The sequence below is a fragment of the Nocardioides sp. GY 10127 genome (assembly GCF_004919085.1).
Taxonomy (GTDB): Bacteria; Actinomycetota; Actinomycetes; order Propionibacteriales; family Nocardioidaceae; genus Nocardioides.
Window position 1 is genome coordinate 600,675 of record NZ_STGL01000005.1, and the last position, 25,409, is coordinate 626,083.

The 25,409-nt window shown below is 75.1% G+C and carries 20 protein-coding genes; 11 read left to right on the forward strand and 9 right to left on the reverse strand.

The genetic code is table 11. From position 1 onward, the window contains the following. Positions 1–30 precede the first annotated feature (30 nt). The 3 genes from E8D37_RS09900 to E8D37_RS09910 form a co-directional block, all read right to left on the reverse strand. The gene (locus E8D37_RS09900) at positions 31–1,479 is read right to left on the reverse strand and encodes an MFS transporter (protein ID WP_206055664.1); all 1,449 of its coding nucleotides are present in this window, start codon (positions 1,477–1,479) and stop codon (positions 31–33) included. Further along, a complete protein-coding gene (locus E8D37_RS09905) occupies positions 1,476–2,840 on the reverse strand; it encodes a M20/M25/M40 family metallo-hydrolase (protein ID WP_240770323.1) in 1,365 nt (454 codons plus the stop codon). Before E8D37_RS09905 ends, E8D37_RS09900 begins: the two co-directional genes overlap by 4 nt. 65 nt (positions 2,841–2,905) lie before the next feature. Further along, positions 2,906–3,553 carry a nitroreductase family protein gene (locus E8D37_RS09910; RefSeq protein WP_136569558.1) on the reverse strand — a complete coding sequence of 216 codons (648 nt, stop codon included), beginning with the start codon at positions 3,551–3,553 and terminating at the stop codon, positions 2,906–2,908. Positions 3,554–3,698: 145 nt separating this feature from the next. Between E8D37_RS09910 and E8D37_RS09915 the strand changes: the two genes are divergently transcribed. Next, positions 3,699–4,058 (forward strand): hypothetical protein, encoded by a 360-nt coding sequence (locus E8D37_RS09915; protein ID WP_136569559.1) that lies wholly within the window; start codon positions 3,699–3,701, stop codon positions 4,056–4,058. Positions 4,059–4,097: 39 nt separating this feature from the next. On the opposite strand, the gene E8D37_RS09920 is transcribed toward E8D37_RS09915, so the two are convergent. Beyond that, positions 4,098–5,534 (reverse strand): M1 family metallopeptidase, encoded by a 1,437-nt coding sequence (locus E8D37_RS09920; protein WP_136569560.1) that lies wholly within the window; start codon positions 5,532–5,534, stop codon positions 4,098–4,100. Between the two features lie 152 nt (positions 5,535–5,686). On the opposite strand from E8D37_RS09920, the gene E8D37_RS09925 reads away from it, so the two are divergent. Continuing rightward, the gene (locus E8D37_RS09925; RefSeq protein WP_136569561.1) at positions 5,687–6,253 is read left to right on the forward strand and encodes a hypothetical protein; all 567 of its coding nucleotides are present in this window, start codon (positions 5,687–5,689) and stop codon (positions 6,251–6,253) included. Between the two features lie 164 nt (positions 6,254–6,417). Next, positions 6,418–7,719, forward strand: coding sequence for an MFS transporter (locus E8D37_RS09930; protein WP_136569562.1), 1,302 nt, complete (start codon positions 6,418–6,420; stop codon positions 7,717–7,719). A gap of 58 nt (positions 7,720–7,777) precedes the next feature. On the opposite strand, the gene E8D37_RS09935 is transcribed toward E8D37_RS09930, so the two are convergent. Together E8D37_RS09935 and E8D37_RS09940 are read right to left on the reverse strand one after the other, a co-directional pair. After that, on the reverse strand, positions 7,778–8,614 hold the full coding sequence (locus E8D37_RS09935) for an aldo/keto reductase (protein WP_136569563.1): 837 nt from the start codon (positions 8,612–8,614) through the stop codon (positions 7,778–7,780). A gap of 57 nt (positions 8,615–8,671) precedes the next feature. Then, entirely contained in the window at positions 8,672–9,472 is an 801-nt protein-coding gene (locus E8D37_RS09940) for an amino acid racemase (RefSeq protein WP_136569564.1), read from the reverse strand. 87 nt (positions 9,473–9,559) lie between these two features. Here E8D37_RS09940 and E8D37_RS09945 point away from each other — a divergent pair, with 87 nt between their 5' ends. Together E8D37_RS09945 and E8D37_RS09950 are read left to right on the forward strand one after the other, a co-directional pair. Then, positions 9,560–10,480, forward strand: coding sequence for a LysR family transcriptional regulator (locus tag E8D37_RS09945; protein ID WP_206055665.1), 921 nt, complete (start codon positions 9,560–9,562; stop codon positions 10,478–10,480). A 4-nt stretch (positions 10,481–10,484) separates the two neighbouring features. Beyond that, a complete protein-coding gene (locus E8D37_RS09950) occupies positions 10,485–10,931 on the forward strand; it encodes an NUDIX domain-containing protein (RefSeq protein WP_136569566.1) in 447 nt (148 codons plus the stop codon). Between the two features lie 54 nt (positions 10,932–10,985). Here the strand turns inward: E8D37_RS09950 and E8D37_RS09955 are convergent, their stop codons facing one another. Together E8D37_RS09955 and E8D37_RS09960 are read right to left on the reverse strand one after the other, a co-directional pair. After that, on the reverse strand, positions 10,986–11,504 hold the full coding sequence (locus E8D37_RS09955; protein ID WP_136569567.1) for a GNAT family N-acetyltransferase: 519 nt from the start codon (positions 11,502–11,504) through the stop codon (positions 10,986–10,988). A gap of 4 nt (positions 11,505–11,508) precedes the next feature. Next, on the reverse strand, positions 11,509–14,295 hold the full coding sequence (locus E8D37_RS09960) for a helix-turn-helix transcriptional regulator (RefSeq protein ID WP_136569568.1): 2,787 nt from the start codon (positions 14,293–14,295) through the stop codon (positions 11,509–11,511). Positions 14,296–14,535: 240 nt separating this feature from the next. On the opposite strand from E8D37_RS09960, the gene dnaK reads away from it, so the two are divergent. The 4 genes from dnaK to E8D37_RS09980 all read left to right on the forward strand — a co-directional run bounded on the left by dnaK (position 14,536) and on the right by E8D37_RS09980 (position 18,770). Beyond that, positions 14,536–16,392 carry a molecular chaperone DnaK gene (gene dnaK / locus E8D37_RS09965; RefSeq protein ID WP_136569569.1) on the forward strand — a complete coding sequence of 619 codons (1,857 nt, stop codon included), beginning with the start codon at positions 14,536–14,538 and terminating at the stop codon, positions 16,390–16,392. A gap of 77 nt (positions 16,393–16,469) precedes the next feature. Further along, complete coding sequence (grpE, locus tag E8D37_RS09970) at positions 16,470–17,000, forward strand: nucleotide exchange factor GrpE (protein WP_136569570.1); 531 nt, start codon at positions 16,470–16,472, stop codon at positions 16,998–17,000. Positions 17,001–17,097: 97 nt separating this feature from the next. Continuing rightward, a complete protein-coding gene (gene dnaJ, locus E8D37_RS09975) occupies positions 17,098–18,300 on the forward strand; it encodes a molecular chaperone DnaJ (RefSeq protein WP_136569571.1) in 1,203 nt (400 codons plus the stop codon). Beyond that, complete coding sequence (locus E8D37_RS09980; RefSeq protein WP_136569572.1) at positions 18,300–18,770, forward strand: MerR family transcriptional regulator; 471 nt, start codon at positions 18,300–18,302, stop codon at positions 18,768–18,770. The genes dnaJ and E8D37_RS09980 overlap by 1 nt, the downstream gene beginning before the upstream one ends. A gap of 36 nt (positions 18,771–18,806) precedes the next feature. On the opposite strand, the gene E8D37_RS09985 is transcribed toward E8D37_RS09980, so the two are convergent. Continuing rightward, positions 18,807–20,261 carry a response regulator gene (locus E8D37_RS09985; protein WP_136569573.1) on the reverse strand — a complete coding sequence of 485 codons (1,455 nt, stop codon included), beginning with the start codon at positions 20,259–20,261 and terminating at the stop codon, positions 18,807–18,809. A gap of 250 nt (positions 20,262–20,511) precedes the next feature. Here E8D37_RS09985 and clpB point away from each other — a divergent pair, with 250 nt between their 5' ends. Both clpB and E8D37_RS09995 read left to right on the forward strand, forming a co-directional pair. Continuing rightward, positions 20,512–23,154, forward strand: a complete 2,643-nt coding sequence (gene clpB / locus E8D37_RS09990) for an ATP-dependent chaperone ClpB (RefSeq protein WP_136569574.1) — start codon at positions 20,512–20,514, stop codon at positions 23,152–23,154. A 617-nt stretch (positions 23,155–23,771) separates the two neighbouring features. Continuing rightward, on the forward strand, positions 23,772–25,271 hold the full coding sequence (locus tag E8D37_RS09995) for a hypothetical protein (RefSeq protein ID WP_136569575.1): 1,500 nt from the start codon (positions 23,772–23,774) through the stop codon (positions 25,269–25,271). Positions 25,272–25,409 lie beyond the last annotated feature (138 nt).

The following is a 25,409-nucleotide window of genomic DNA, read 5'->3' on the forward strand; positions in this document are numbered from 1 at the left end:
AGCGGGAGGCCCCCGGCGGCATCGACCCGCTCACCCGGACGCGGCGTCCCCCGCTCGCGCCGCCGCCCGCGCCGCCGTCGGAGTGCGTGGCAGGAGGAGCAGGCTGACCGCCGCGGCCAGCGCGGCGAGGGCGCACACCGTCCACACGACCAGGTACCCGCCGAGGGGGGCGTGCCCCAGGTCCGGACCCTCGAGGCTGCCCGTCGAGGCCAGGGCCACAGCGAACACGGCGGAGGCGAAGGCGCCGCCCACGGTCTTGGTCGCGTTGGTCATGCCCGTGGCGAAGCCGGTGCGCTCCGGGGGCGCAGCCGCGGCCGCCGCCGCGGGCAGCGCGGCGACGAGGGCCCCCGAGCCGAGGCCCGCCACCGCCATGTTCGTCACGAGCTGGGCGCTGGAGTCGTGGAAGGGCAGGAACAGCGCGTAGCCCACGCCCACGAGCAGGGCGCCCGCGACGAGGGCCCCTCGCTCGCCCAGGAGCCGGCTGGTCAGGGGCAGCGTGAGGGCGCCGGTGGCCATGCAGATGACGTAGGCGCCGATGAGCACCGAGACGAAGGCGGCGTCGGCGCCGAGGCCGTACCCGGCGACGGCGGGGTCGGTGCGGGCGAACGTCGAGAGCGGGATCTGGGCGCCGAGCACGGACATGCCGAAGAGGAAGGCCGTGAGCTGGACCGGCCACATGGCGCGGACGGCCATCAGCCGGACGTCGACCAGCGGCTCGGTCAGCCCGCGCTCGCGCCGCACGAACGGCACCAGCAGGGCCAGGCCGAGCACCACCAGCAGCCACGGCACCGGCGAGGTGGGCCCCAGCAGGCGCAGCGCGAAGAGGCCACCCATCACCGCCACGAGCAGCGTGGTGAGCAGGCCCAGGCCGGCCAGGTCGTGTCCGCCCGAGGACTCGCCGGGCACGTGCTCGACCCCGAACCAGACCGCGACCAGCACGATCGTCACCACGATCGCCGGCAGCGTGAGCAGGCCGGTCATCCCGATCGCGGTGACGAGCACGCCCGAGGTGAGCGCGCCGGCGATCACGGCGATCTCCAGGGCGCCCACCAGCACCGCCGCGGCGCGCCGGGTGAGCAGGTGCTGGCGCGGGCTGCCGGCGGTGCGCCGGTGGATCACCGCGACCTCCAGCGGCAGCCACACCACGTAGAAGCCCTGGAGCGCCCAGGCCACCAGGAAGGTGCCGAAGGACGGCGCGAACGCCACCGCCCAGGACGCGGCGGCCGTCACGGCGGTGGCGAGCACCAGCACCCGCTGGTGCCCCCAGACGTCGGCCAGCCGCGCCAGCGGCGGCACGCAGAGCGCCGAGACCAGCAGCTGCGCCGCCTCGAACCAGTTCACGTCCGCGTCGGCGACACCGAGCCGGTCGGCGATGTCGCTGTAGACCGGCGTGTAGTAGCCCTGGAGGACGCCCGAGGCGATCTCGAGGGCGACCAGGAACCCGACGACGCGCAGCAGCGAGGACGCGGGCGCGCTCACGCGGGCAGCTCCTCGAGCAGGCGTCGGTAGAACCGGACGCCGTCGAGCAGGTCGGCGACGTGGAGGTGCTCGTCGGGCCCGTGGATGCTGGCCCGCTGCGTCGCGGACATGCGGAAGGGCGCGAACCGGTAGACCCGCGGGCAGAGGCCGGTGAAGAACCGGCCGTCGGTGGCGGCCAGCACCACGTACGGCGTCGGGACGGCGTCCGGGAAGACCTCGCGTACCCCGGCCTCGAGCAGGGCGAAGGCCTCGTCGTCCCACGGGCTCAGCGGGGTGGGCTCGCCGTGCTCGACGACCTCGACCTCGATGCCCTCGCCCACGGTCCGCCGCACGTGCGCGAGGAGGTCGGCCACCGACTCGCCCGGCGCGATCCGGGCGTTGACCCCGGCGGTGGCGCGGGTGGCGACCACGTTGAGGGCGGGCGAGCCCGCGAGGGTCGTGGTGACGGTGGTGGTGCGCACGAGCGCGGCGGCCTCGCCGCCCATCGCCGCCAGCGCGCGGGCGGCCACGGGGCGGGCCCTGTCCACCCGCGCCAGCACGGCGCCGATCGGGCCCGTCGCGTGCGGGGCGAGGCGGCGGAACATCTCCACCGTCACGTCCCCGAGGCGGGCGGGCAGCGGGTGCTTCTCGAGGGCGAGGACGGCGCGGGCCAGCCGCGCCGTCGCGCCACCCCGCGCGGGGGTGGAGGCGTGCCCGCCGCCGCCGGAGGCGGTCAGGTGCAGGGACGTGGTGCCCTTCTCGGCCACGCCGATGAAGGCGACGGGGACGGCGACGCCGGGGAAGACCTCGGTGCCCACGGCCCCGCCCTCGTCGAGGACCAGCCAGGGCGCCACCCCGCGCCGCTCGAGCTCGGCCGCGGCGTGGGCGGCGGCCTCGCCGGAGACCTCCTCCTCGTGCCCGAAGGAGAGCCAGACGTCCTGGGCGGGGGTGTGGCCGGCGGCCAGCAGGTCCTCCACCGCCTGGCACACCGCGGCGACGGAGCCCTTGTCGTCCAGCACGCCGCGGCCCCAGAGGGTGCCGGCCTCGAGCCGGGCCTCGAAGGGGTCGCCGGTCCAGTCCTCGCCGGCCGGCACGACGTCCTGGTGGGCCATGAGCACCACGGGGCGCTCGGCGCTGCGCCCGGGCCAGCGGAACAGCAGGGCGCCCGGGCTGCCCGGCACCTCCACCCGCTCGAGCCGTGCGTGCAGCAGGGGGAAGTGCGCCGCCATGACCCGGTGCAGCTCGGCGACGAGCGCGGGGTCGGCGACGTCCGGCGACCGCAGGCTCACGGTCGGGACCCGGACCATGGCCCGCAGGGCCGCGACCACCGGCTCCTGGTGGGCGGTCTCGTCGGGGTGCGTGGACGCCGTGGGGGAGCTCACGGGTGCAGGCTAGCCGCGCGGACGGCCGGTGGGCAGGGGTCCAGGGCAGGGCTTCAGTGGTGGGCTCAGCGCAGGGGATCGCCCGAGCCCCAGGTGCCGCGGTGCACCACCTCGTCGAGGGGGCGGCGGGGGCGTCGCGCGGCCGACCCGCGCGGCCGTGCCGACCCGGGGGCCGGGTGGCCGACGGTGACGGCCCCGACCGGGGTCATGTCGTCGGGCAGCCGCAGCTGAGCCCGGACCGCTGCGTCGGAGGCCACGGGCAGCCCGAAGAAGCAGGCGCCGAGGCCCTCGTCGACCGCGGTCTGGAGCACGAGCAGGGCCGCCATGGCCGGGTCGGTGAGCCAGTAGGGCACGAGCCAGGGCGAGCCGTCGGGTGCCGTGCCCCCGCGCCGGGCGGCGTCCTTGTCGGTCTCGGCGTAGCGGGCCAGGTAGGCCTCGCGGGAGCCGCACGGGACGATCACCACCGGCGCGCGCGCCATGCCGCGCAGCCACGGGTCGGGCTGCGCCGTCCGCTCCTCGCCGGCCGCGGCCCGCCAGAACCCGGCGACGGCCTCGGGGGTGTCGAGGACGACGAAGCCCCAGCCCTGCGCGAACCCCGCGCTCGGCGCCCGGACGGCGTGCTCGAGCAGGCGCCGCACGGTGGCGGCCGGCACCGGGTCGGGCGCGTAGTCGCGCACCATGCGCCGGCGCCGGACGACCTCGCGGAACTCCACGGCGCCAGCATGCCCGGCCGCGGGCCGTACCCGGAATGCGGTCCTCCTGGGACGTTCGCTCCCCGGACCGGCCGCGACGGGTCTAGCGTGGACGACTCACGCGCCGCCCCGGCACTCCTCACCGTCCCCCGAACGCGAGGTCACCGTGTCCCCCTACACCTCTGTCGACGAGTACGTCGCGTCCTTCCCCACCCACGTCCAGATCGAGCTCCAGGAGCTGCGCCGTGCCGTGCGCGCCGCCGTGCCGATCGCGGGCGAGCGGCTGCGCCGTGGCCTGCCCACGTTCACGACGGACGGCACCGACTTCCTCAGCGTCGGGGTCGGCGAGGGCCACCTGCGGCTCGAGCCGCTGCCCCGCCGCGCCGACGCGGAGCTGACCGACGCGATGGCCGACTTCGTCGAGGACGACGGCCTCCAGCTGCCCCTGAAGAAGACGCCCTACGCGCTGGTCGGTCGCGTCGCTGCGCGCCTGGCCACCGAGGCCGGCGCGGCGCCGCTGCACTGATCCGCACCGACGCGCCGCGGCCGCCACTGGCCGCCCGGCTCAGTAGCCCGCGGGCTTGCCGTCGGTGCGCAGCCAGTCGTCGAAGAACGTCGAGAGGTCCTGGCCCGAGACGCGCTCGGCCAGCGCCTCGAAGCCGGCGGTCGTGGCGGTCCCGCCCGTGTGTCGCCGGACCCAGCCCCGCAGCACCCGGAGCAGGTCGCGGCCGCCGATCCGCTCGCGCAGCGCCTGCACGGTCATGGCGCCCCGCAGGTACACGGGGTCCCCGAAAAGGTCGGCGGGGTCGGTGAAGGTGGTCGGCGCGGGGCTCCACAGCGGGGCCGAGGCCGGACGGGCGTAGAGCCGCGCGAAGTGCGTGGCGGGCGTGAGCCCCCCGTGCGCCCCGGTCCACAGCCACTCGGCGTAGGTGGCCAGCCCCTCCGCGAGCCACAGGTCGTGCCAGTCGCGCACCCCCACCGCGTCGCCGAACCACTGGTGCGCCTGCTCGTGGACCACGAGCCGGGTGCCCACCGGGCCCACCGGGTAGAACGGCAGTGTCTGCGTCTCCAGCGCGTAGCCGACGTGCGCGTCGTCGAGGAGGTGCCCGGTGGTGGCGAACGGGTAGGGCCCGAAGCGCCGCTGGAGGAAGCGCAGGACGGTCGGCAGGACGTCGCGGGCCGCGGCCGCGCCGGCGTGCTCGGCGTCCTCGAAGAAGCGGGCGGTGACCGTGCGGCCTGCGCCCAGGTCGACCTCGCGGGTGACCTGGCGGAACCGACCGATCGCCAGCAGCACGAGGTGCGGGGCGACCGGGCTCTGCTGGCGCCAGGTCCAGGTGCGCACCGGCTGCGGGGCGGACGCCCCGGGCAGGGTCGCCGTCCCGGAGCGGGTGCGCACCAGCGTCCCGCCGGCGACCGCCGTCGCGGGGGCCGGCACGGTGACGGCGAGCTCCACCCGCGCCTTGTCGGCGGGGGTGTCGTTGACGGGCAGCCAGGTGCGGGTGCCCAGCGGCTCCCCGAGCGCGACCGCGCCGTCGGCGGTGCGCACCCAGCCCTCCCGGCTCCCGTCGTCGTCCCGCATGCTCCCGGGCCGCCCCTCGTAGGTCACGCGGAGGGTGAACCGGCCGTCCACGGGGGCGGTGGGGGTCACGGTGAGGTGGGCGTCGGCCTGCGTCACCGTCGCGGGCTCGCCGTCGACGGTGGCGCGGGAGACCGCGGGGCCGGTGTAGTCCAGCTGCACCTGGTCCAGCGTCCGGGTGGCGCGGGCGGTGATCGTCACGTGCGCCTGGAGCCGACCGGTGCCGGGGCGGTAGGCCAGCCGGGCGCGGTAGGCCCGCACGTCCAGGTCGGTGGTGCCCACGCCCGGGAAGAGGGGAGTGGCCGTGGTCGCGGAGGCGAGGGCGGCGGTGCCGCCCGCCCCCGGGCCCGCCGGGAGCGGTGCCGCCGTGGCGAGCAGCAGCGCGGCGACGGCGCCGGCTCGGCCCAGGCTGCGGTGCGCTCTCACCGGACGACCATAGGGCTCCGGACGCTCGGGGTCACCTGACGGGCGCCGGGCTGCCCGCCCGGGCCGGGTGGCTTCCCCCACCCGTGGTTGGAAAGGGTGGGTCGGGTCGTGAAGAATGGCGCGGCCCGCTGCCGTCTGCCCAGGAGAACCTCGTGCCGCGCTTCAAGCCCTCCGAGGAGCACCCCGTGCTCGTCGGCCTCGTCGCCCTCGTCGGTGTGGCGATGGCGGTCGGCCTCCTCCTCGGCGGGATCGCACTGGCCGGCACCAAGATCGCCGGTCTCGGCGACGACTCCTCGACGTCGAGCGCCGACAGCACCCAGGAGACGCTGTACGCCCCGCGGCCGTCGAAGACGTCGTCCTCGGCCTCCGAGTCCAGCAGCGACAGCAGCTCGACGGCCTCGTCCCCCACCTCCTCCGCCACGGCGCAGCAGACGAAGAAGGCGAGCACCAAGAAGATCACCCTCCAGGCCTCCCCGAGCTCGGTGAGCGCCATGGAGGAGATCGACCTCACCGGCACCTACAAGGGCGGCGAGGGCTCCGTCCTCCAGGTGCAGCGGTACTCCGACGGCTCCTGGACCGACTTCCCGGTCACGGCCGTCGTCAGCGGCGGCACCTTCGCCACCTACGTGCAGACGGGCTACACCGGCAAGGTGAAGTTCCGCGTCGTCGACACCGACTCGAGCCGCACCTCGAACGTCGTCAGCGTCACCGTCGGCTGACCGGCCCGCCGCGGCCAGGGATAGTCCCTGACCAACGGACCCGTTTCGGGGCCCGGAAGGGGTCCGTTCGTCAGGGACTATCCACGGGCTGCGGCACCCCGCCCCCCTCGAATCCGCTCGCGCCGACGCCGGCGTGCTGACAGCATCGGCTGCGTGATCCACGGATGAGCCTCGCCGCGCGGCTGCGCGCCCTCCGCCTCGACCTCACGCCGCTGCGCACCTCGCGCGACTTCCGGCTGCTCTTCGTCGCCGGCACCGTCTTCTACCTGGGCGGGATGGTCACCTACGTGGCCGTGCCGTTCCAGGTCTACCGGGTGACCGGCTCCAACCTCGCCGTCGGCGCCATCGGCCTCGTGGAGCTCGTCCCGCTGGTCGTCTTCGGCCTCTACGGCGGCGCGCTCGCCGACCACGTGGACCGGCGCCGGCTGCTCGTGGCCAGCGGCCTGGCGCAGGCGGCCGCGACCGCCGTCCTGGCCGTGAACGCCGCCGGCCTGCTCGGCGGCCAGCACGTGTGGCTGGTGTTCGTGGTGGCGGCGGTCCTGTCGGCCACGTCCTCCCTGCAGCGGCCGTCGCGGGAGGCGCTGATGCCGCGCACGGTGCGCCACGACGAGCTGCCCGCGGCCAACGCGCTGACCAGCCTCGGCATGCAGATCGGCGTCCTCGTGGGGCCGGCGATCGGCGGCCTCCTCATCGCCTACGTGGGCCTCGGCTGGTGCTTCGTGGTGGACGTCGCGGGGCTGCTCGTCGCCTCGGCGATGTACGCCGCGATGAGCGCCTACCCGCACCGGGAGGAGACGACCCCGCCCAGCCTCGCGGGCGTCCGCGCCGGCCTGGAGTACGCCCTGCGCCGCCGCGACCTGCTGGGCACCTACCTCGTGGACATCGCGGCGATGCTGCTGGCGATGCCGGTGGTGCTCTTCCCCGCCCTCGTCGAGGACGTCTTCCAGCGGCCGGAGCTGCTGGGCCTGCTGTACTCCGCGGAGACCGTCGGGGCGCTCCTGGCCACGGCGCTCTCCGGGTGGACCGGCCGGGTGCACCACCACGGAAGGGCCATCGTCCTCGCCGCCGCGGCCTACGGCGGCTGCGTCGCGCTCGCGGGCCTGATGCCCTCGTTCTGGCTGGTGGCCCTCTTCCTCGCGCTCTCGGGCGCGGCCGACATGATCTCGGGCGTCTTCCGCGGGATCGTGTGGAGCCAGACGATCCCCGAGGCCATGCGCGGACGCCTCGCCGGCATCGAGATGCTCAGCTACTCCCTCGGGCCGCTGGGCGGTCAGGTGCGGGCGGGCGTCACCGCCGACCTGTGGTCGGTGCGGGGCGCGATCACGTCCGGGGGCGTGGCCTGCGTGGCCGGCGTCGGCCTGACGGCGGCCTGGCTGCGCGACTTCTGGTCCTACGACTCCCGCACCGACCCCCACGCCGTCGCCGAGCGCGCGACGCGCGCTGCCGCCGGGGAGTCCCAGGCATGACGACGCCCGCCTCCCCGAGTGGTGGGGGGCGGGCGTCGGCCGTGCGCGGGTGAGGCTGTCAGTCGGGGACGTAGTCGAACGTGTCCGGGTTCGGGCCGGTGCGGCCGTCCTCGCCCTGGTCGAGCGCCGAGATCGCGTCCATCTCGGCATCGGTGAGCGAGAAGTCGAACAGGTCGAAGTTCTCGACCATGCGCTCGCGGTGGGTGGACTTGGGGAACACCACGTCGCCGCGCTGCACGTGCCACCGCAGGGTCACCTGGGAGGCGGTCTTGCCGTGGGCCGCGGCGATCTTCCCGATGGTCTCGTCGTCCAGGACGGCGCCCTGGGCGATCGGCGACCAGGCCTCGACCACGGAGCCGGTGCGGTGCGTGGCCGCGCGGGCGGCCTCGTTGGTGAAGAAGGGGTGCACCTCGATCTGGTTCACGGCGGGGACCAGGCCGGTCTCGGCGGCGAGGCGGTCGAGGTGGGCGGGCTGGAAGTTGGAGACGCCCACGCCGCGGGTGCCCTGGCCGACCAGCTCCGTCATGGCCTTCCAGGTCTCCACGTAGTCGAGGCCGATCGTCGGCAGCGGCCAGTGGATGAGGAACAGGTCGAGGTGGGTGCCGAGCTTGGCGACGGTGTCGTCGAAGGCTCGCTTCACGTCGTCGGGCGAGTGGAAGCAGTTGTTCAGCTTGGAGGTGATCCACAGCTCCTCGCGGGGGAGGCCGGACGCCGCGACGGCGACCCCGACCTCCTGCTCGTTGCCGTACATCTGGGCGGTGTCGATGTGCCGGTACCCGACCTCGAGCGCGGTGCTCACCGAGTCGGCCGTCTGGGCCGGCGGGATCTGGTACACCCCGAAGCCGAGCTGGGGGATGGCGGTCTCGTTGTTCAGCAGGATCGTGGGAACGGACATGGGTCCAGGCAACCAGCCGACCGGGTCGGGCACCCTCACCCCCACGGACCCACCCCGCTAAACCCCCGCCGCCCGGGTGAGGGCGCCGGGCCCCTCGGCCAGCAGGTCCGCCAGCGCCCGTTCGACGGTGACGTCCCCGGGGGCCAGGACGAGCTCGGCGAGCAGGTCCGCGTGCGCCACGGCGGTGTCGATCAGCCCGAGCGCCGATCCGTCGGCCGGGCCGTCGCCCGACCCTGGGGGCAGCAGCAGGCCGATCTCGGTGCAGGCGAGCGCGACCGCCCCGGCGCCGCGGGACGCCAGGTCGTCGACGATCGCCCGGTACCGGGCCCGGGAGTCGTCGAGCAGGAGGCCCCTCGTCAGCTCCTCGAAGACCACGCGGTCGACCTCGACCCGGTCGGCGGCCGAGGGGACGACGACCGCGATGCCGTGCTCGGCGAGCCGCTCGGCGTAGAAGGACTCCTCCATCACCGGCCGCGTCCCGAGCAGGCCGATCGTGTCCACGCCAGCGGCCCGTGCTGCGCGGGCGACGGCGTCGGCGATGTGCACGACCGGGACGTCGAGCGCCGCGCTGACCTGCGGGTGGTTCTTGTGCATGAGGTTGGTGGCGATGGCGACGAGGTCGGCCCCGCCCGCGACGCACCGCCGGCCGGCCTCGACGAGCAGCCGCGCCGACGCCTCGTAGTCGCCGGCGACCTGGCAGGCGCGCACGTCGTCGAAGTCGAGGGACTGCAGCGCCACCGGCGCCGACGCGTGCCCGCCCCGGCGGCGGGCGACCACCTCGTTGACGCGGCGGTAGTAGGTGACGGTGGAGTGCCAGGACATCCCGCCGATCAGGCCCAGGGTGCGCATCGTGCTCATGCGTCCATGCTCGGGGCCGGGGCTGACCCAAGGAAGACCCGAACTCCTAGGCAAGACCCCAAGCACCGCTTATGGCAGGCTGCCCGGGTGGCCCTCGACGTCCGCCGCCTCCTCATCCTCCGTGCCGTGCTGCGCGCCGGCTCGCTCACGGCCGCGGCCCGTGAGCTGGGCTGGACCCAGCCGGCCGTGAGCCAGCACCTGCGCCACCTCGAGCGGGAGGCCGGCGTCCCGCTCCTGCTGCGCGGCCCGGCGGGCGTGAGCCCTACCGAGGCCGGCTTCGTGCTGCTCGCCCGCGCCGACGCGGTGGCCGCCGAGCTGCACGCGGCCGAGGAGGAGGTCTCCGCGCTGGCCGGGCTGCGCGCCGGCCGGGTCCGGCTCCAGGCGTTCCCCAGCGCGGCGGCCACCCTCGTGCCGGCCGCGGTCGGCGCGCTGGCCGAGGCGCACCCCGGCATCGCCGTGGGGCTGGAGGAGGCCGAGCCGGACACCGCCCTGCCCGCCGTCCTGGCCGGGGACGCCGACCTCGCGCTCGCCTTCGGCTACGACGGCCCGCCGAGCGACCTGTCCGGGCTGGCGTGGCGGCCGCTGCTGGTCGAGCCGGTCCTGCTGGTGCTGCCGCCCGGAACGTCCGCCCCTCCCGGCCTGGCCGCGCTGCGCGAGGAGCCCTGGATCGGGGGGTGCGTGCGCTGCCGGGGGCACCTCGTGGACGCCTGCCGGACGGCCGGGTTCGACCCGCACCTGCGCCACACCACCGACGACTACGTGGTGGTGCAGAACCTGGTCGCCCGCGGGCTGGGCGTCACCGCGCTGCCCGCCTCGGCGCTCGCGGCGCACCGGCACCCCGACGTGGTCGCCGTGCCGCTGGCGGAGCTGGGCCTGCGCCACGTCGGGCTCGCCCTGCGGCCGGGGGCCGAGGCCGTCCCCGCCACCGCCGCGCTGGTGGCCGAGCTCGAGCGAGTCGCGCGCCACACGGCCCCGGCACACACGCTGACCAGCGAGGCGGCAGACTAGGAGGATGCATTACACCGCCTACGACACCCGCCTCGCCTCGTACGCCGTCGTCGTCGACGAGGGCCAGGGCGACGTGCGGGTGCTGCTGGCGCTGTGGAACGAGGGCACGCGACGCCAGTGGACGCTGCCGGGCGGCGGCGTCGAGCTGCACGAGACCGTCGAGGCCGGCGTCGTCCGCGAGGTGCGCGAGGAGACCGGCTACGACGTCGCGCTCGACGGGCTGCTGGGCGTGGACTCCTACGTCCTGGACCCGCAGCGGCGGCACGTCGACACCGACCGGCCGTTCAAGGCGGTGCGGACGCTGTTCCGCGCGCACGTCGTCGGCGGGGAGCTCACCCACGAGGTCGACGGCTCGACCGACGAGGCGCGCTGGGTCTCGCTCGCCGAGGTCGACCAGCTCGACCGCGTGTCCGTCGTGGACGTCGGCCTGCGGCTCGCCGGGCTGCGCTGAGCCTGCGCCACGCCCCCCGCGACCGCCCCTCGACCGCCCCGCGACCGCCCCGCGCTAGCGGGCGGTCGGCACCCAGTACCGCCGCTTGTCCACGGGGTCGTCGTCCGGGCCGGGCACGACGTCCTCCAGGACGCCGCCGCAACCCTCGATGACGGCCGCCGAGCCCACGTTGTCGTCGTCGCACGTCACCAGCGCCCGCTCCACCCCCGCGTCGGCGAGCCGGTCGAGCGCGCCGCGCAGCAGCGTCGTGGCGTGGCCGCGGCGTCGGAAGGCCGGCCGCACGCCGTAGCCGACGTGCCCGCCCCACCGGGCGAGCCAGTCGTTGAGCTCGTAGCGGACCGACACGCGGCCGACGACCTGGCCGTCCACCTCGAGCAGCAGGAAGTCCGCGGGCACGCGACCCTCCGGTGGGTGCTCACGCAGCGTGGGCAGCCGGGTCACGAAGTCCGCCCACGGCTCCTCCGGGCCGATCTCGAGGAGGAACTCGAAGCCGTCGGCGGCCAGCTCCTCGTGGGCGGCACGGACCTGCGCCTCGTCGTCGGGACCGGGGGGACGCAGCAGGCTGGGTGGCACCCGGTCACCCTGACGCGGACGAGGTCCGCGCGCCACCCGGTTTCCCGGCCGGCTGCTCGGCGCCGACCGCCAGCAGGGCCGGCAGCAGGCGGCGCAGCTCGTCGCGGTCGGCCGCACCGCTCTTGCCGTAGAGGGCGCGGACGTGCCACTCCGCCGTCCTGGCCGACACGACCAGCCGCTGCGCGACCGTGGCGTTGTCCAGGCCGTCGGCCACGGCCCGGGCCACCTCGCGCTCCCGCGGGCTGAGCAGGGGCAGGAGGCCGAGCGCCGGGGTCCGGGCCCCGGGGCACGCGGCGCGGTCCGTCCAGGCGTGGGCGCGAGACGCCGAGGCGGCCCGCTCGTCCCCGGCGGCGGCGTGTGCGCGGGACGCCCAGGCCCGGTGCTCGGCCGCGTGCAGGAGGCAGCCGCGCTCGGCGAACGCGGCGGCGACCGCGTCGAGCCCGGGACCGTCGTCCTCGGCGAGCGCCCGGAGGGCGCGGTCGAGCGTGGGGAGGAACCAGCCGTCCAGGTCGCCGGTCGCGGGGCCGCGGGAGCCGAGGGCGGCGAGGGCCTCGTCGGGGGAGGCGCCCAGTCGGACCGCCTCGTGCGCGAGCTGGAGGGCGTCGGCGGGCTCGGTGCCGCCCTCGGCCACGGCCGAGAGCAGGTGGGCGGCACCGGAGGCCGCGTCGCCGCTCGCGGCGCGGTGCCAGGCCTCCGCGCGCGCCCACAGCGGGGCGACCAGGGCGCCGGCCAGCCGCGGGCGCCGGGCCGGGGTGAGCCACCGGGTGCCGGGTGCCGGGTCGCCGCACATGGCTGCCGCGAGCGCCCCGGAGAACCACGGCGGGTACCAGAGGCCCGTCGGGTCGGCCGCGTCGAGCAGGCGGACGCCGCGGGCGGCCGCGGCGGTGGCGGCGGTGAGCCGCCCCGCGACGAGGTGGGTGACGGCCTCGACGCCGGCCACGTAGCCGCGCAGCGGGTCGCTGTCGCGCTCCCGGGCCCAGGCGCCGAAGCGCACCACCGCGTCCTCGAGCTCCGGGAGCCGGGCGTCCGTGACCCAGGCGAGGACGAGGCTGGACTGCACCCATTCCAGGGCTGCCGGCACCTCCGCCACGTGCGCCTGCGCCTCCTCCCAGAGCGCCCCGACGGTGCCGAGGCACTCGGCCGGCCGACCGAGGCGGCTGAGCGAGATGCCCACCGGGAACACGGCGTGCAGCCGGGTGAGAGGTTCGGGGGAGTCCAGCAGCGGCCGGGCCAGGGCGTGCGCCTCGGCCCCGTGCCCGCTCACCGCCAGCCCGTGCGCGGCCACGGCGTCGGCCAGGCCCGCGGAGAGTCCGGGCTCGCCGTCCGCGGAGAGTGCCGCGGGGGTCGTCCCGGCGCCCAGCCACGCCCGGGCGCGGGCCTCGACGAGACGTCGGCGCAGCGCCGGGGACGCGGTGCCGGGGGCGCCGGGGGCGCCGGGGGTACCGGCGGCGTCCGGGATGTCGACCGCGTCGGTGGCGAGAGCGTCCAGGGCGGCGAGCGCGTCCAACGCGTCGGCCGGCCGCGCGGCGTCCAGCAGCGCCTCGGCGTGGGCGAGGTGGGTGACCGGCCCCGGCTCCAGCGCCGCGGCCCGCCCGGCCAGGGCGGCCGCGGTCTCGCGGTCGTTCGCCCGGCGCGCGGCGTCGGCGGCCGCCAGGAGGTCGGCGGACGGCCAGGCCACCGCGCCCGCGTCGGTGCCCAGCATCCAGCGCGCCACGGCGAGGGGCGAGGTGGCCGCCACGACCCGGGCCGCGGCGTGCACGCGGCCGACGAGGTCCTCCCGCACCACCACCGGGTGCGTGGACGTGGCCAGCAGGGTGCGCAGCGGGTGCCGCGGCGCGAGCGCGTCGCCGCCGCGTCCGGCCCGGACCACGCCACCGGCGGCGAGGGCCTCGCCTACGGCCTCGGCGGAGAACGCCCCCGCCGCGACGACGGAGGGGAGCAGCGCCTCGGGGGGCCGGGTGCCGGAGTGGGGCCGGGTGTCCGAGTGGGGCCGGGCGCCGGGGTGGACCAGCGCGACGGCGTCGGCGAGCGCGCGGGCGTCGCGGCCCTGGCCGCCCCACCCGACGACGTGGCGCAGCCGGGACTCCAGCGCGGCGGGCGCCGTGAGCCGCCAGCCGTCGCGCTCGTCGGCGACGAGCGTGCCGGCCCGGGCCGCCCGCAGGAGCGCGGCCGCGACCGCCGGGAGCCCCGCGGAGGCGCCGTGCAGCCAGGCGGCGTCGGGGGCGGGGACGTGGCCCGCGTCGGCGGGCGGCACGAGGGTGGCGACCTGCTCGACCGTCCAGGGCTCGAGCCGCCCGATCTCGGCCGCCACGGCGGCCAGGTCCTCCGCCGCGGGGGCGGCCCCGGCCGGCGGCCAGGTGAGGAGCAGGATCGAGGTGCGGCCCAGCGCGGCCTCGGCGACGAGCCAGGCCAGGGCGGTCTCGGGGCAGCGCTCGAGGGTGTCGACGACGACCAGGTCGACGGGGCCGGGGTCGGCGTGGTCGGGGGGACCCACCGGCAGCGGGCCGGCTCCCGGGGAGCCCTGTGAGCCCGTGGAGCCCAGGGAGTTCAGGGTGCCCGGCGAGCCCAGGGTGCCCGGCGGCCCGGCGAGCGCGGGGTGGTGCAGGAGGCGGGCTCGCAGGCCGTGCGCGGACGCGGCCTGCACGACGGCCCGGGCGAAGGTGCTGGCGCCGGCGCCCGGGGGTGCGGCCACCGCGCTCACCCGCGGCGCCGCGCCGGCGAGGTCGCGGAGCAGGTCCTCGGCCCGCCGGACGCTGGGCCCGGTGCGCGGGTCGCTCTCCGGGTGCTGCACGGGCCGACGCTACCGAGCCCGCGCGGGGGTGCGGAGGGGAGGAGGCCAAAAAGATCCCGTGACCCGGGAATGGATCGACCGGGGCAGGTGCTGAGCCGGATGAGAAAACTTGAGTCGCAGTGACTCAAGAGATTTGTCTGCGGCGCAGCAGCGACGCACACTGGGGAGGACGAGCCCGGGAGGGCTCCCCCGAACAGCAGCACCAGACCCCGTAGCAGTTCCCAGTAGGAGGTACACACCATGGCCCGTGCGGTCGGTATCGACCTCGGCACGACCAACTCCGTCGTGTCGGTCCTCGAGGGTGGCGAGCCCACCGTCATCGCGAACGCCGAGGGCGCCCGGACGACCCCCTCGGTCGTCGCGTTCTCCAAGTCCGGTGAGGTCCTGGTCGGCGAGGTCGCCAAGCGCCAGGCCGTCACCAACGTCGACCGGACCATCCGGTCCGTCAAGCGCCACATGGGCACCGACTGGAAGATGGCGGTCGACGACAAGTCGTTCAACCCCCAGCAGATCAGCGCCTTCATCCTGCAGAAGCTCAAGCGGGACGCCGAGGCCTACCTGGGCGAGGACGTCACCGACGCGGTCATCACCGTGCCGGCCTACTTCTCCGACGCCCAGCGTCAGGCGACCAAGGAGGCCGGCGAGATCGCGGGCCTCAACGTCTCGCGCATCGTCAACGAGCCCACCGCCGCGGCGCTGGCCTACGGCCTCGACAAGGGCGAGGACCAGACGATCCTGGTCTTCGACCTCGGTGGCGGCACGTTCGACGTCTCCCTGCTCGAGGTCGGCGAGGGCGTCGTCGAGGTCAAGGCGACCTCCGGCGACAACCACCTCGGTGGCGACGACTGGGACAACCGCGTCGTCGAGTGGATGGTGAAGAAGTTCAAGGACGCCAACGGCGTCGACCTGTCCCAGGACAAGATCGCCCAGCAGCGCCTCCAGGAGGCCGCGGAGAAGGCGAAGATCGAGCTCTCCAGCTCCTCGGACACCACCATCCACCTGCCCTACATCACGCACGGCGAGTCCGGCCCCCTCCACTTCGAGGAGCGCCTCACCCGCGGCGAGTTCCAGCGCCTCACCGAGGACCTGCTGGAGCGCACGAAGTCCCCGTTCCAGGCCGTCCTCAAGGACGCCGGCGTCAGCGTCTCCGCGATCGACCACGTGGTCCTCGTCGGTGGCTCGACCCGCATGCCGGCCGTGAGCGAGCTCGTCAAGAGCCTGCTCGGCGGCAAGGAGCCCAACAAGGGCGTGAACCCGGACGAGGTCGTCGCCGACGGCGCGGCCCTCCAGGCCGGCGTCCTCAAGGGCGAGGTCAAGGACGTCCTCCTGCTCGACGTCACCCCGCTCTCCCTCGGCATCGAGACCAAGGGCGGCGTGATGACCACCCTCATCGAGCGGAACACGACGATCCCGACCAAGCGCTCGGAGATCTTCACCACCGCGGACGACAACCAGCCGTCCGTCGAGATCAAGGTCGCCCAGGGCGAGCGCCAGATGTGGGCGCAGAACCAGCCGCTGGGCAACTTCGAGCTCACGGGCCTGCCGCCGGCCCCGCGCGGCATCCCGAAGATCGAGGTCACCTTCGACATCGACGCCAACGGCATCGTCCACGTCATCGCCAAGGACCAGGCCTCCGGCAAGGAGCAGTCCATGACGATCTCCGGTGGCTCCGCCCTGAGCAAGGACGACATCGACCGGATGGTCCGCGAGGCCGAGCAGTACGCCGAGGAGGACGCCAAGCGTCGCGCCGCGGTCGAGACCCGCAACCAGGCCGAGCAGCTCGTCTACTCCACCGAGAAGTTCCTCGCCGACAACGCCGAGAAGCTCCCGGAGGACGTCAAGACCGAGGTGCAGACCGACGTCGACGCGCTCAAGGCCCTCCTCGGCAAGGACGACGCGGAGGCCGCCGACATCGAGGCCGCCGTCGCCAAGCTCAACGAGTCCAGCCAGAAGATGGGCGCGGCCCTCTACGCCGCGGCCGAGGCCGACGCCTCCGCGGCCGGTGGCACCACCGGCGCCACGGGTGAGGCGGACGACGACATCGTCGACGCCGAGGTCGTGGACGAGGACGGCGGCGACGCCGGCGAGGCCAAGTGACCCAGTCGGGCGACGCCGCGGGGCGGGAGCAGGACGCTCCCGCCCCCGGCGGCACCTTCGGTGAGGAGGCAGCACAGATGACCGAGGAGACCGAGGTCGAGCAGCCGCTGGACGGCAGCACGAACGGCGACACCCCGGCCGAGGAGGCCGCGGCGGAGCCGACCCCGGACCCCGTCGCCGAGGCGGAGGCCCGGGTGGCGGAGCGGACCGCGGACCTGCAGCGCCTGCAGGCCGAGTTCGTGAACTACAAGCGCCGGGTCGAGCGCGACCGGGAGCTGCTGCGGGAGAACGCCACGTTCTCGGCGCTGGCCCCCATCGTCGAGGTGCTCGACACGATCGACCGGGCCCGCGAGCACGAGCCGCTCGAGGGTGGCTTCAAGGCCGTCGCCGAGCAGCTCGAGCGCACGGTCGCCGCGTCCGGCCTCATCCGCTACGGCGAGGCCGGCGACGCGTTCGACCCGAGCCTGCACGAGGCCCTGTCGCACGTCGGGACCGACCCCGAGGTCACCGTCACGACGTGCAAGGTGATCGCCAAGGCCGGCTACCGCATCGGCGAGCGCGTGGTCCGCGCCGCGCAGGTGCTGGTGGTCGACCCCGCGGAGGGCTGAGCCCCACCGCAGCACGCCCGGCCCGGCGTCCGCACCCCCGCGGTGCGACGCCGGGGCCGGGCGCAGCAGCAGATCAGCGAGGAGAGGAGGAACCGAGGTGGCCGACAACGACGGCATCCGCCCCGACTGGGCGCAGAAGGACTTCTACAACGTGCTCGGCGTCAAGAAGGACGCGGGCGCGGACGAGATCAAGAAGGCGTACCGCAAGCTCGCGCGCGAGAACCACCCGGACTCCAACCCCGGCGACACCGCGAAGCACGAGCGGTTCAAGCAGGTCGCCGAGGCCTACGACGTGGTCGGCGACCCCGACAAGCGCAAGAAGTACGACGAGTTCCGCGCGGCGTACGGCTCCGGCTTCCGGCCCGGCTTCGGCGGGGGCGGCACCAGCGGCTACGGCTTCGGCCAGGGCGGCGCGGGCGGCCAGGGGATCAACCTCGAGGACCTGCTGCGCGACTCCGGCGGTTCCGGCGGCTTCGGCGACATGTTCGGAGACCTCTTCGGCGGCGGCGCGCGCCGGCGCACCACGCGGCCCCGGGCCACGAAGGGCGCGGACGTCGAGTCCAGCGCCACCATCAGCTTCACCGACGCCCTCGACGGCGTCACCATCTCGCTGCGCCTGACCACCGAGTCGGCCTGCGACACGTGCTCGGGGACGGGCGGCAAGCCCGGCACCAAGCCGCACGTGTGCGCGCAGTGCGAGGGCACGGGCTACGTCGCGGCCGGCGTCGGCGGCGGGTTCTCGATGAACGAGACCTGCCCCGCGTGCGGCGGTCGCCAGCTGGTCTACGACCAGCCCTGCCCGACCTGCCACGGCAACGGCCGCGGCGCGTCCTCGCGCACCATCCAGGCCCGCATCCCCGCGGGCGTGAAGGACGGGCAGCGGATCCGCCTGCGCGGCAAGGGCGCCCCGGGCGAGAACGGCGGCCCGGCGGGCGACCTCTTCGTCACCGTGAAGGTCTCCGGGCACCGCGTGTTCGGCCGCAAGGACGACAACCTCACGCTCGACGTGCCGGTCGGCTTCGACGAGCTCGCGCTCGGGGCCGAGATCCGCATCCCGACGCTGGGCGGCAGCCCGGTGACGCTGCGCGTGCCCGCCGGCACCCCCGACGGCCGGACGTTCCGCGTCCGCGGCAAGGGCGCGACCAAGGCGGACGGCTCCAAGGGCGACCTCCTGGCCACCGTGAAGGTCCAGGTGCCCGCGGTGCTGGACGCCGACACCCGGGCCGCGGTCGAGGCGTACCGCGCTGCGACCGCCGACAAGCCGCTGCGCGCGAACCTGTTCACGCAGGCGGGTGCGTGATGACCACCCAGGGTCCCTTCGGTGACCCGGACGCGGCGGTCTTCGTCATCTCGGTGGCCGCCGAGCTCACCGGCCTGCACCCGCAGACCCTGCGCACCTACGAGCGCATGGGCCTGGTGACCCCGGGACGTACCGGCGGCGGTGGCCGGCGCTACAGCCAGCGCGACATCGAGCGGCTGCGCCAGATCGCCGAGCTCACCTCGTCCGGCACCGGGATCGAGGGGGTGCGGCGCATCCTCGAGCTGGAGAACCAGGTGGCCGCGCTCGCCCAGCGCACCGCCGAGCTCGCGGACGAGAACGAGCACCTGCGCGAGGCGCTGCGGCAGGCGGCCCTCCGGCTCCGCGCCGCCCAGCAGCCCCAGGCGCCGGCTCCCGGCGGTCCGGCGGGCGGGACGTCGTCCAGCCGGCTGCCCGTGCTGCGCACCCCCGACCCGGGTCAGTCCGTGGTCGTGTGGCGTCGCGGCCGCTGAGCCGCCCCTGCTGAGCCGCCCCGTGCTGGGCGGGGCTCAGCCGGCGACGGCCGGCAGCGCGACGGTGAACACCGAGCCGCCGTACGCGCCCGGCTCGTAGTCGGCCCGGCCGCCCTGCGCCTCGGCCAGCGCGCGCACGACGAACAGGCCCAGCCCCGTGCCGGTCGCCACGGTGCCCGAGGCCCGCGAGAACTCGGCGAAGAGCTGGTCGCGGAAGTCCTCCGGCACGCCGTCGCCGCGGTCGAGCACGTCGACGGCGACGAGCGCACCGTCCGGGCGGACCCGCACGGTGTACGGCGCCTGGCCGTACTTCACGGCGTTGCCGAGCAGGTTGGTGACCATCTGCTCCAGGCGCAGCGGGTCGGCCACGACGTGCCGCTCGTCGGTGATCTCCAGCTCCACGTCGATGCCGAACCGGTCCTCCACCACCGAGCGGACGAGCGCGACCGGGTCGACCTCGCGCGGGTCCAGCCGCAGCGCGCCCCGCTGGATCTGGGCGGTGGTGAGCAGGTCGGCGGTGATCGAGTCGAGGATGCGCGCCTGACGTGCCACCGAGGTCATGAGCCGCGTCTGGGACTCGGCGTCCAGGCCGGCGTCCTCGCCCCAGGTGCTGGCCTCGGCGATGCCGCAGATGACGGCCACCGGCCCGCGGATCTCGTGCGCGGCCGTGGCGATCGCCCGCCGCAGGACGGCCACGTCGTCCTGACCCGAGTCGAGGTAGACGAGCAGGGAGGCACGCGAGGAGCGCCGCAGGACCACGCGCACCGTCACCCCGCCGAGGTCGGCCTCGAAGGCCGCGTCGTCGGTCATCCGGTGGTAGGCCACGAGCGTGGCCAGCGGGCCGTTGACGAAGCCGAGCGGGCTGCCGACGTCGGCGCCGGCGAGCTGACGGCGCGCGACGGGGTTGATCTGGAGGACGCGGAGCAGCGGCTCGTCGGCGAGCTCCAGGACGCCGACGGGGGCGAGGTCGAGCGCCTCGGTCCAGGCGCCCGCCGGGGACGCCTCCGGGCGGGCCGGCGCGGGCGCGCGCGGCGCGGCGTGGGCGGCGTGGGCGGCGGGGACGCCGGCCGGGGCGCTGGGCGCCGCCACGGTCATCGACCGCGCGGTGCTGCTCGGCACGCCCGCCACGACGTCCTGCAGGTAGGCCAGCACCGACTCCAGGGAGCTGCCCTTCTGGACGTACCCGTCGGCGCCCATGGCCAGCGCGCGGTCGGACATCTGGGTCGCGCCGAAGCCCGAGAGCACGATGATGAGCGCGTCGGGGACGGCCCGGCGCAGCGCCGGCAGCGCGTCCAGCCCGTCCACCACGGGCATGGAGAGGTCGAGCAGGACGAGGTCGGGGTCGGTCGCCTGGACGACCTCGAGCCCCGCCCTGCCGTCGGCGGCCTCGCCGACGACGTCGAAGCCGCCGCGGGCCAGGGCCAGGCGCAGCAGCTCGCGCAGGTCCGAGGTGTCGTCGATGATGACGACGCGGTGCCGGTGGGTGGTCATCTCGCCTCCTGCTCCGGTCGTGGGGCCCGGTGCGTGGGCTCACCGTAGGACCCCCGGAGGCCTGCGCGCGCGGCATTCGGGCCAGGATGCCTGCGGACCGGTGCGGTCGGCAGGCCGGGGAGGACGGGACCTTCGGCCAAAGGTGAGGGGAATGGACTCAACTTTCTTGATGTTGGGCCAGGTGACCGCCACACTGGGTGGCGGGCCCCGTGCCGCGTCGGCGCGGGGGTCGTCGTGCAGGAGGAGACCCATGAGCCAGTTCGGCGCCGAGAAGTTCACCACCCGCAGCCGCGAGGCGATCGAGGCTGCCCAGCTCGCCGCCACGCAGGGCGGCAGCACCGCCACCGAGCCGATCCACCTGCTGGTGGCGCTGCTCGCGCAGGAGGACGGCGTGGCCCGCAGCCTCGTCGCCAAGAGCGGCGTGGACGCCGCGGCGCTGGTCTCCGGCGCCCGCGCCGCGCTGGAGAAGCTGCCCCGGGCCACCGGCGCGACCGTGCAGCAGCCGGCCGCGTCCGCCGCCCTCACCCGCGTGCTGGCCGGGGCGCTCGACCTCGCCGCGTCCATGAAGGACGACTACGTCGCCAGCGAGCACCTGCTGCTCTCCCTGGCCACCGTCGAGTCGAGCGCCCGCACCGTGCTCGCCGAGGCCGGGCTCAGCGCCGACGGGCTGCGGGAGTCGCTGTCCGCCGTCCGCGGGAACCGACGTGTCACCAGCCAGGACGCCGAGGACTCCTACGAGGCCCTCGAGAAGTACTCCCTGGACCTGACCCAGGCCGCGGAGGAGGGGCGCCTCGACCCCGTCATCGGGCGGGACGCCGAGATCCGCCGCGTGATCCAGGTGCTCTCGCGGCGCACCAAGAACAACCCCGTGCTCATCGGCGAGCCCGGCGTCGGCAAGACCGCCGTCGTCGAGGGCCTGGCCCAGCGCGTGGTCGCGGGCGACGTGCCCGACTCCCTCAAGGGCCGGCGCGTGCTCAGCCTCGACCTGGCCGCGATGGTGGCCGGCGCGAAGTACCGCGGCGAGTTCGAGGAGCGGCTCAAGTCCGTCCTCGAGGAGATCAAGTCCGCCGAGGGTCGGGTCATCACGTTCATCGACGAGCTGCACACCGTCGTCGGCGCGGGCGCCGGCGGCGACAGCCAGATGGACGCCGGCAACATGCTCAAGCCGATGCTGGCCCGCGGCGAGCTCCACATGATCGGCGCGACCACCCTCGACGAGTACCGCGAGTCGATCGAGAAGGACCCGGCGCTGGAGCGCCGCTTCCAGCAGGTCTTCGTGGGCGAGCCGAGCGTCGAGGACACCATCCAGATCCTCCGGGGCATCCAGGAGAAGTACGAGGCGCACCACGGCGTCCGCATCACCGACGCCGCGCTCGTGGCCGCGGCGAGCCTCTCGGACCGCTACATCAGCGGCCGTCAGCTGCCCGACAAGGCCATCGACCTCATCGACGAGGCCGCCTCGCGCCTGCGGATGGAGATCGAGTCCTCCCCCGAGGAGATCGACCAGCTGCGGCGTCGGGTGGACCGGATGAAGATGGAGGAGTTCGCGCTCGAGAAGGAGCACGACGACGCCTCCGTCGAGCGGCTCGCGGCCCTGCGCTCCGACCTCGCGGACGCCGAGGAGGAGCTGCGCGGCCTCGAGGCCCGGTGGGAGCGGGAGAAGCAGTCCCTCGAGGGCGAGGGCGAGCTGCGCCGTCAGCTCGACGCGCTGCGCGTGGAGGCCGAGAACCTCCAGCGCGCCGGCGACCTGGGCAAGGCCTCCGAGATCCTCTACGGCCGCATCCCGGCGCTGGAGCGGCAGATCGAGGCGGCCCAGCGCTCCGAGCCCGGTGCGGTGGACGGCCTCGAGCCCCTGGTGGGCGAGGAGGTCGGGCCCGAGCAGATCGCGGACGTCGTCGAGGCGTGGACCGGCATCCCCACCGGTCGCATGCTCGAGGGCGAGACCGAGAAGCTGCTGCGCATGGAGGAGGTCCTCGGCGAGCGGCTCATCGGTCAGCGCGAGGCCGTGGCGGCGGTGAGCGACGCGGTGCGGCGCAGCCGGGCCGGGATCGCCGACCCGAACCGTCCGACAGGCTCCTTCCTCTTCCTCGGCCCCACCGGCGTCGGCAAGACGGAGCTCGCCAAGTCCCTGGCCGACTTCCTCTTCGACGACGAGCGGGCGATCGTCCGCATCGACATGAGCGAGTACTCCGAGAAGCACGCGGTGGCCCGGCTCGTCGGTGCCCCTCCCGGCTACGTCGGCTACGACGAGGGCGGGCAGCTCACCGAGGCCGTGCGGCGGCGTCCGTACAGCGTGGTGCTGCTCGACGAGGTGGAGAAGGCGCACCCGGAGGTCTTCGACATCCTGCTCCAGGTGCTGGACGACGGTCGGCTGACCGACGGCCAGGGGCGCACCGTCGACTTCCGCAACACGCTGCTGATCCTCACGTCCAACCTGGGCAGCCAGTACCTGGTGGACCCGACGCTGGACGCCGAGAAGCAGCGTGAGTCGGTGCTGGCGACCGTGCGGGCCGCGTTCAAGCCCGAGTTCCTCAACCGGCTCGACGAGGTCGTGACGTTCGAGGCGCTCTCCAAGGACGCGCTCACCCACATCGTCGACCTGCAGCTGGCGCTGCTCGAGACCCGGCTGGCCGGCCGGCGCATCCGGATCGAGGTCACCCCCGCCGCGCGGCAGTGGCTGGCCGACACCGGGTACGACCCGGCCTACGGCGCCCGCCCGCTGCGCCGCCTCGTGCAGACCGCGATCGGCGACCCCCTCGCCCGGCTGCTCATCGGCGGTCAGGTCACCGACGGCGGCGGCGTCCTGGTGGACGTCCCCGACGCCGATGCCCTCCCCGCTCTGCCCGGTGCGCCGGCCTCCGCGACCGGTCTGGTGCTCACTCCGCAGGCGTGACGCTGCCCGGCTGAGCTGCGGCTCGGCTGAGCTGCTGGCCGGCTGAGCTGCTGGCTGGCTCTGCCGCTGGCCGACCCACAGGCGGCTTCGGTCCTCGTGCCCACGAGGACCGAAGCCGTCTCGGTGCGTGGGGAGGGGCGCGTTGGTGCTGGTCAGCGGTGTGGGGCGGCGGGCGGGCTCGGGTTCGGTCCTCCTGGGGCACGCGGACGACGCCGGCGGCCCGCTGCTCTCGGCCGGCCGACTCAGCGGGGCCCGGGCTCGGCTGAGTCCGTGTCCGGCTGAGTTGCTGCCCGGCTGAGTTGCTGCTGGCTGAGTTGCTGGCCGACCCACAGGCGGCTTCGGTCCTCGTCCCCACGAGGACCGAAGCCGTCTCGGTGTGGGTGGGGCGGCGCATCGGTGCTGGTCAGCGGGGTGGTGTGGCGGGCAGCGCCATGTTCGGTCCTCCTGGAGCGCGAGGACTGCTTTGCTCGGCGCGGCAAGCCGGCGCGGCTCTGGTCTGTACCTCCGGGGGTATGCGGCGCAAACGTTCCCGATTCAGGGACGCGGCGGTCGCCATCGCTCTAGGTTGCCGCTGCCGCGCTCGGCGGCACCCCGGATCGTCCCCCAGGAGAACCTCTGTGACCGCACTTCGCGGTCGCGCTGCTGTGCCGCCCCGTCGGCGCACCGGCGCGACCTTCCGCGCTCTCGGCCTCGCGCTCGCCGGTGCCCTCTGCCTCGTGGGCTTCACGGCCCTGCCCGCCTCGGCCAGCGTCGGTACCACCTACATCGAGGGTGACATCGTGGGCGGCTCGGTCGTCACCGGAGTCATCCCTTCCGGCACCGGCGACGTCGACATCATGAATTTCAACTACTACTCCACCCTGGCTGCCTGCGAGGCCGACCCGAGCCGCAACGCCGCACAGCGCGTGGTCAGTGGCAGCACGACCACGACGCTGCCCACGACGGGAGCCGCCGTCGCCTTCTCCTGGGTCAACGCCGCGCACACGATGGCCGGCTCCTCGGTGTGCTACGAGTTCACTGACGCCCCGCCGGTGTTCACGACCTCCCCGACGGTCGCCCTCGACGGGCCGCCGCAGGTGGACGTCTCGGTGGCGGCCGCCGTCACCGGTGGCGACCCCGCCGCCGACGTCACCACGAAGACCTACCAGTGGACGCTGGACGGCGACGACATCGACGGCGCCACGTCCGCGACCTACACCCCCGTCCCCTCGGACGCGGGCCACGACCTGGCGGTCAGCGTCACCTCGTCGGTCGACGGCTACGTCGACGACCTGACCTCGTCGGTCGAGTCGATGGTGGCCAAGGGTGCTGCCTCGGCGGTCGACGCGCCGACGATCACCGGCCCGGCCGTCGCCTGGTCGACGCTGACCTGCACCTCGGAGGAGCTCGACGCCACCTACCGCTGGCTCGTCGGCGACGAGGAGGTCGGCACCGGCTCGACGTACATGGTCTGGCCCGACGACGTCGGCTCGGCCATCACGTGCGAGGTCACCGTGGCCCGGGACGGCTACGAGGACGCGGTCGCCACGGCGGACTCCGCCGTTGCCGTGCGCGCGACCCTTCCCCCGTACACGCTGACGCTCTCGGGCCACGCCGTCGTCGGCGGGACGATCACCGCGACCGGCCAGCAGCAGGCGCCGCGCACCTCGGTGCGCGTCTCCCCGCGCAGCACCAGCTCCACCACGTGGAAGTGGCTGCGCGACGGCAAGGTCATCCGCAAGGCGATCCCGTTCAACACCTACACCCCGGTGGCGGCGGACTACGGCCACACCATCACCGCGGTGATGATCGTGAAGGACATGGGCTACAAGACGGCCCGCGCGGAGGCCACCTCCGAGGTCGTCGGGGTCAAGGGCCTCCAGGTGAGCGCGCCGGAGAAGGTCGCCGCGGGCCGGAAGGTCACCGTCACGATCTCGAACCTCGTCCCCGGCGAGGACTGGACGCTGGCGCTCGGCAACGGGAGCTGGAGCCGGAGCGGGACCGCGTCGGCGCGCACCACGGAGCGTGCCCTGACCGTCACCCTGCCGAAGCGGCTGTCGTACACCGGCGCCCGCCGCCTGGTGCTCACGCAGGGCGAGCGCACGGCCGCCACGGGCTTCACCTTCACCAACGGCTGATCTCTGGCCGACCCACAGGCGGCTTCGGTCCTCGTGCCCACGAGGACCGAAGCCGCCTCGTGCGTGTGGGGTGGTGTGTTGGTGCTGGTCAGCGGGGTGGTGTGGCGGGCTGGCGTGGGTTGGGTCCTTCTGGGTGAC